The 508-nt window shown below is 64.2% G+C and carries 1 protein-coding gene; it reads left to right on the top strand.

Features of this window, described 5'->3' with window-relative positions; translation table 11 throughout:
• A partial coding sequence (locus C9414_RS21205; RefSeq protein WP_483295702.1) for a beta/alpha barrel domain-containing protein occupies positions 1-508 on the top strand: 508 nt, incomplete at both ends.

Genomic DNA, 508 nt, shown 5'->3' with positions numbered 1-508 from the left:
CGGCGAGCGCACCGTGGAAGGCTTCTACAAGACCCGCAACGGCCTGGACCAGGCGATCAGCCGTGGCCTGGCCTATGCGCCCTACGCCGATCTGGTGTGGTGCGAGACCGGCAAGCCGGACCTGGAATTCGCACGCAAGTTCGCCGAGGCGATCCATGCGAAGTTCCCGGGCAAGCTGCTGGCCTACAACTGCTCGCCCAGCTTCAACTGGAAGAAGAACCTGGACGACGCCACCATCGCCAAGTTCCAGCGCGAACTGGGCAGCTACGGCTACAAGTTCCAGTTCATCACCCTGGCCGGTTTCCACGCGCTGAACTACGGCATGTTCAACCTGGCCCACGGCTATGCGCGCCGCCAGATGAGCGCGTTCGTGGAACTGCAGGAAGCCGAGTTCGAAGCGGCCGAGCGTGGCTTCACCGCGGTCAAGCACCAGCGCGAAGTGGGCACCGGCTACTTCGACGCGGTCACCCAGGCGATCCAGCAGGGACAGTCGTCCACCACCGCATTG

It is taken from the genome of Bacillus sp. Nf3 (genome assembly GCF_003028545.1).
GTDB lineage: Bacteria > Bacillota > Bacilli > Bacillales > Bacillaceae > Bacillus > Bacillus safensis.
The sequence above is the reverse complement of the archived record's forward strand: the minus strand, read 5'-3'. Positions and strand labels throughout refer to the sequence as shown.